Raw genomic sequence first — 6786 nt, 5'->3', positions numbered from 1 at the left:
GACCCGATCGAGGCGCAGGCGCTGCTGGCGACGTATGGCCAAGGGCGGGATGAGGACCGGCCGTTGTGGCTGGGATCGATCAAATCCAACATCGGGCACACGCAGGCCGCCGCGGGCGTCGCGGGCATCATCAAGATGGTGCAGGCCATGCGGTACGGCACCATGCCGCGCACCCTGCACGCGTCCACCCCCTCCCACCACGTCGACTGGGAGTCCGGTGCCGTCAGCCTGCTGACGTCGCACCAGGAGTGGCCGGAGCTGGAGCGGCCGCGCCGCTCGGCGGTGTCGTCCTTCGGCATCAGCGGGACAAATGCGCATGTGATTCTGGAAGCGGCGCCCGAGGACACCACGACCCCGCACCCCGGCCCGGCGCCGGGAGCGCCGGTGATCCCCTGGACACTGTCGGCGAAGACCTCCACCGGGGTACAGCGGCAGGCCGCACGGCTGCTCGCGCGGATCACCGACGACCCCGGCCTCGACCCCCGGGACGTCGGATACACCCTGGCCACGGGGCGGGCACTGATGGAGCACAGGGCCGTGGTCCTGGGTGCCGGGCGCGACGAGCTGACCGGAGCGCTGACGGCCCTCGCCCGGGGCGAGGACGTGCCCGCCGCCGTGGCCGGCGCCGTCCCCGCCGCCGGAGCCGGCGGGCTCGCGCTGGTCTTCTCCGGCCAGGGCTCGCAGCGGGCCGGCATGGGCCGGGAGCTGTACGAGCGGTACCCGGTCTTCGCCGAGGCGTTCGACGCTGTGTGCACAGCCGTGGACGAGCATCTCGACGGGTACGCCGAACACCCGCTGTGCGACGTCGTGTTCGCCCCCGACGACTCCCCGCTGGCCCCGCTCCTCCAGCAGAGCATGTACACCCAGACCGGCCTGTTCGCGCTGGAGGTCGCGCTCCTCGAACTGCTCAAGGCGTGGGGGGTGACCCCCGACCACGTCATGGGCCACTCCCTGGGTGAGATCACCGCGGCGTACGCGGCGGACGCGCTCTCGCTGGCCGACGCGTGCGCCCTCGTGGCGGCGCGCGGCCGCCTGATGCAGGCCCTGCCGGAGGGCGGGGCGATGGTGGCCATCGCCGTCGACGAGCAGGAGGCCGAGGCGTACATCGAGGAGGCGTCCCTGAAGGACGCCGTCGGGATCGCCGCGGTCAACGGACCGCAGGCCGTGGTCGTCTCGGGCGACGAGGCCGCCGCGGTCGCCGTCGCCGAGCATTTCCGGGCCGCAGGGCACCGGGTGCGCCGCCTCTCCGTCTCGCACGCGTTCCACTCGCACCGCATGGACGCGATGCTCGACGAGTTCGCCGACGTGCTCGCGGGACTGACGTTCCGGGCACCGCGGATCCCCGTGGTGTCGAACATCACCGGCGGCCCGATCGAGGCCGAGCGCCTGTGCACCCCCCAGTACTGGGTGGAGCACGTCCGCCGGGCCGTCCGCTTCGCCGACGGCGTGCGGAGCCTGGCCGACCAGGGGGTCACCGCCTACCTGGAGGTCGGCCCCGAGGCCGTGGTGACCCCGATGGTGCACGCCACCCTCGATGCGGTCCTCGGCGACGACGGATACGTCGCCGTGGCGGCGCTCAAGTCCGGCCAACAGGAGGCCCTCGCGCTCACCCGGGCGCTCGCCGAGACGTTCGTGGCCGGCACTCCGGTGGCGTGGGAGCTGCTGCTGCCCGGCGGACGCCGCACCGAACTGCCGGGCTACCCGTTCGCGGGACAGCGCTACTGGCAGGACGCGTCCGAGTCGACGGCCGGCATCCGGGCCGCCGGCCTGAACGCCACCCGGCACCCACTGCTCGGCGCGGCCGTGCACCTGGCCGACGGCCAGGCGGTGCTCACCGGCCGGGTACTGCCCGGCGCGCATCCCTGGCTCGCCGACCACGCGGTGGGCGGCACCGTGCTGCTGCCCGGCACCGCCTTCCTCGACCTGGCCCTGCACGCGGGCGACGAGGTGGGCTGCCCCCTCGTCGAGGAACTGACGCTCCAGACGCCCCTGGTCCTGTCGGCCGGCACCGCCGTGAACCTCCAGGTCGCCGTCGGCGCCCCGGACGAGGCGGGCCGCCGGTCCGTCACCGTCTACTCCTCGCCCGCCGCGGCCCCTGGCACCGAGCCGCTGGTCCGGCACGCGACAGGCACGCTGTCCGCGGCATCCCCGCACGCGGCCGAAGCGTGGACCTGGCCGCCCGCCGACGCCGAGCCGATACCGGTCGACGGTCTCTACGACGACCTGGCCGAGCGCGGTTACGGCTACGGCCCCGTCTTCCAGGGGCTGCGCACTGCCTGGCGCACGGCGGACGCGCTGTACGCGGAGGTCGAACTGCCCGCACAGCCCGGGGCGTTCGGCATCCACCCGGCGCTGCTCGACGCCGCCCTGCACGCCGTCATGCTCGGTGTGCCGTCCCTCTCCGGCGCCGATGGCACGCAGCCCCTGCTGCCGTTCTCCTGGACCGGCGTGACGATGGAGGCGTCCGGCGCAGCCGCGGTACGGGTCAGGCTCACCGCCGCCGGAGACGGCGCCGTGTCCCTGGCCGCCGTCGACACCGCCGGGCAGCCCGTCATCACCGTGGACGCGCTGGTGCTCCGGCCGATGTCCGGGGCCGCGGCACCGGACCGGGACAGCGGACTCCACCTGCGCTGGCGCGCCGTACCTACGGCGGAACCGGCCGAGGGGCACGCCCCCGCGGTCACCGTCGCCCACATCGAGCCCGGCGACGTACACGCCCGCCTGGCCGAGGTGCTCGAGCGCACGCAGCGCTTCCTCGCCGAGTCGGCGGACGGCGACGCGCGGCTCGCCGTGGTCACCCGGGGTGCCGTTATGGAGCAGCCCGATCCGGCCACCGCGGCCGTGTGGGGCCTGCTGCGCTCGGCCCAGGCCGAACACCCCGGGCGGCTGCTGCTCGTCGACGTTGACGCGCGCGCGGACGGGGCCGTCGCCGCGGCCGTCGCCTCCGGCGAACCCCAGGTCGCCGTCCGCGACGGGCAGGTCTTCGCGCCCCGGCTCGTCCGCTCCGCGCCGGCCGTGCTGCCGGTGCCGGACGCGCCCGAATGGCGCCTCGAAACGACCGGTGACGGCGGCCCCGACGGCCTCGCCATCGCCCCGGCGCCCGCCGCGCCGCTGGGCCCGGAGGAGATCCGGGTGTCGATGCGGGCCGCCGGGATCGGCCGCGGCGACCTGACCGACGGGGCCGGGGCACCCGGCACCGAAGGCGCAGGCGTTGTGACCGAGGTCGGTACGGCGGTCACCGGCGTGGCCGTGGGCGACCGTGTCTGGGGCACCTTCCCGGACGGCGGCGCCCTGGGCCGGACGGCGGTCACCGGCCACCGGTCGGTCGCCCGCATGCCGCGGACCCTGACCTTCGCCGAGGCCGCGGCGGCGCCGACGGCGTTCCGCACCGCCTGGCACGCCCTGGTGGACGAGGCCGCGCTGCGGGCCGGGGAGCGGGTGCTGATCCACGCGGGCGCCGGCGACGTCGGCCTCGCGGCGGTCCAGATCGCCCGGTACCTGGGTGCCGAGGTGTTCGCCACCGCACCCCTCGGCACCCGGGACGCCCTGCGCGGCCTGGGCCTCGACGAGGCCCACCTCGCCGAGCCGGAGCCCGATGACATCGCGAAGAAGGTGCCGACGGGCCTCGACGTCGTCCTGGACCCGCAGGGGAGCGCGGGCGCCGAGGCGTCGGCCGCCCTCCTGCTCGCCGAAGGCGGCCGGTTCGTGGCCACCGGCGCAGGCCGGTCCGCGCCCGCCGACGCCGCCGGGCAGCAGGCGGTCCTCACCGAACTCGCCGGCCTGTTCGACACCGGCGCGCTGCGCGCCCTGCCGGTCACGGCCTACGACGTACGGTCGGCGGCCGAGGCCTACCGCCGCCTGGACGAGGACGCACACACCGGACCCACCGGCAGGGCCGTCCTGACGATCCCGCGCCCGCTCGATCCGGACGGCACGGTCGTCGTCACCGGCGCGAGCGGCACCCTGGGACAGCTCGTCCTGCGGCGGCTCGTCTCCGAGCACGGCGTCCGCAACGTACTGCTGCTCAGCCGCAGCGGCGGCGAGGCACCCGAGGAACTGGTGGAGCGCGGCGTACGGGTGCAGTCCGTCGCCTGCGACGCCGCGGACCGCGAGCAGCTTGCGAGGGCCCTCGCCCGCGTCCCCGCGGAGCATCCGCTGACCGCCGTGGTGCACACGGCCGGTGTCCTCGACGACGGCGTCCTCGAGGCCCTGACACCCGAGCGGCTCGCCACCGTGCTGCGGCCGAAGGCGGACGCGGTGCGTGCGCTGCACGAACTGACCGCCGACGCGGACCTGGCGGCCTTCGTGGTGTTCTCCTCGGTCGCCGGCGTTCTCGGCTCACCGGGGCAGGCGAACTACGCCGCGGCCAACGCCTTCCTTGACGCGTTCGCCGCCCGCCGGCACGCGGCCGGACGGCCCGCGGTCTCCCTCGCCTGGGGCATGTGGACGCAGACCAGCACGATGACGGCCGGCCTCGGCACCGCCGACCTCGGCCGGATCGCCCGCACGGGGCTGCTGCCCACCTCCACGGAGGAGGGCCTCGCCGCCTTCGACCGGGCACTCGTGGGCGCCCTGCCCACCGTCGTCCCGGTGCGTGTCGACACGGCCGCGCTGCGCGCCGCGGACACCGTTCCGCCGCTCCTGCGGGAACTGGCGCCCGCCTCGAACCGACGGGCCGCGGCGAGCGCCCCGGCGGCACCGGCCGAGTCCCTGGAGGGCAGGCTGCGCGGCCTTCCGGCCGAACAGCGCAGCGCCCTCCTGCTCGACCTGGTCCTGAAGGACGTCGCCCTGGTACTCGGGCACAGCGACCCGCGCGGCATCTCCGCCGACGGGGCGTTCCGCGACCTGGGCTTCGACTCGCTGACCGCCGTCGAACTCCGCAACAAGATCAACAACCGCATCGGCCTGAAGCTGAGCGCGACCGCGGTCTTCGACCATCCGAGCCCGCGTGCCCTGGTCGACCACCTGCTCGGCCGGCTCACCCCGACACCCGCAACGGCGCGGGATGCCGAAGAGCCGAGCTACGAGCGGGTCATGGCCGACCTCACCAGGGTCGGGAACAGCCTGGCCGCGCTAAAGCTCACCGGAACCCAACGAGCCGCCCTCGCCGAGGCCTTCCGTGGCCTGGCGGAGCCATGGACCAACGGAGAGTCCGTGGCGGCGGCCGACGAACCGGCGTCGGCCGGCCTCGGATCCGCGACCGCGGCGGAAGTCCTCGACTTCGTCACCAACAGCCTCGGCATCTCCATCTCCGGCGACGAATCGCCCACCGACCCGAGTTGAGAGTGAGTTCATGCCCACCGAAGACGAGCTGCTGAAATACCTGAAGGCGGTTTCCGAGGAACTGCACGTCACTCGCGGGCGGCTGCAGACACTCGAAGGCCGCCGCAGCGAACCCGTGGCGATCGTCGGCATGAGCTGCCGGCTGCCCGGCGGCGTGTCCTCGCCGGACCACCTGTGGGACGTCGTCGTCAAGGGAGAGGACACGATCGGTGCGTTCCCGGCCGACCGCGGCTGGGACGTCGATGCGCTGTACGACCCCGAACCGGGAAACCCCGGCAAGACCTACACCCGCTCCGGTGGGTTCCTGCACGACGCGGCGGACTTCGATCCGGCGTTCTTCGGGGTCACCCCGCGCGAGGCGCACGGAATGGACCCGCAGCAGCGCCTGATGCTCGAGGCGTCGTGGCAGGCCCTGGAGAGCGCGGGCATCAACCCGCAGACCCTCAAGGGCACCCGCACCGCTGTCTTCGCCGGGTCCTTCCACCACGACTACGACCCGGGCGGCGGCAGCGTCGGCAGCCTCGTCTCCGGACGCGTCGCGTACGCACTGGGACTGCAGGGGCCCGCCGTCACGGTCGACACGGCCTGCTCGTCGTCCCTGGTCGCGCTGCACCAGGCGGTGCAGTCGCTGCGCGACGGCGAGTGCACCCTGGCCCTGGCCGGTGGTGTGACGGTGCTGTCCACCCCGGGTGTCTTCATCGAGTTCTCCCGCCAGCGCGGCCTCGCCGCCGACGGCCGCTGCAAGTCGTACGCCACGGCCGCGGACGGCACCGGCTGGGGCGAGGGCGTGGGCATGCTGGCCCTGGAACGCCTCTCCGACGCCGAGCGCCACGGCCACCGGGTCCTGGCGGTCGTCCGCGGTACGGCGGTCAACCAGGACGGCGCGTCCAACGGCCAGACGGCACCCAACGGTCCCGCACAACAGCGGGTGATCCAGGACGCCCTGGTCAGTGCGCGGCTGACCTCCGCCGACGTCGACGTCGTCGAAGGACACGGCACGGGCACGACCCTCGGCGACCCGATCGAGGCGCAGGCGCTGCTGGCGACGTACGGCCAAGGGCGGGATGAGGACCAGCCGTTGTGGCTGGGTTCGGTGAAGTCCAACATCGGGCACACGCAGGCGGCGGCGGGCGTCGCGGGCATCATCAAGATGGTGCAGGCCATGCGCCACGGGACCATGCCGCGCACCCTGCACGTGGACGAGCCCTCGCACCACGTCGACTGGAGCGAGGGGCAGGTCAGGCTCCTGACGGAGAACAGGCCGTGGCCGGAGCACGACCGTCCCCGCCGGGCCGGTGTGTCGTCCTTCGGCTACAGCGGAACGAACGCGCACGTGATCCTGGAGGCCGCGCCGGCCGAGGAGCAGGTGTCGGCCGACGAGGCCGAGCCGGTACGTGACGGCACCGTGCCGTGGGTGTTGTCGGCGCGCAGTGAGGCGGCGCTGGCGGAGCAGGCGGGGCGGCTGCTGGCCCGGGTCGGTGACGGTGCTGACCTGGATCCGCG

The 6786-nt window shown here is 74.6% G+C and carries 2 protein-coding genes; both read left to right on the top strand.

The genetic code is table 11. The features are described 5' to 3' along the window. Positions 1 to 6 precede the first annotated feature (6 nt). Positions 7 to 5283: an SDR family NAD(P)-dependent oxidoreductase gene (locus tag ABZW18_RS33960; RefSeq protein WP_356195185.1), complete on the top strand. Its 5277-nt coding sequence runs from the start codon at positions 7 to 9 to the stop codon at positions 5281 to 5283. Between the two features lie 10 nt (positions 5284 to 5293). After that, a partial coding sequence (locus ABZW18_RS33955) for a beta-ketoacyl synthase N-terminal-like domain-containing protein (protein WP_356195183.1) occupies positions 5294 to 6786 on the top strand: 1493 nt, incomplete at its 3' end.

The organism is Streptomyces sp. NPDC004647, from assembly GCF_040609575.1.
Classification (GTDB): domain Bacteria; phylum Actinomycetota; class Actinomycetes; order Streptomycetales; family Streptomycetaceae; genus Streptomyces.
Note: the sequence above shows the minus strand (reverse complement) of the source record. Positions and strands in the feature narration are given on the sequence as shown.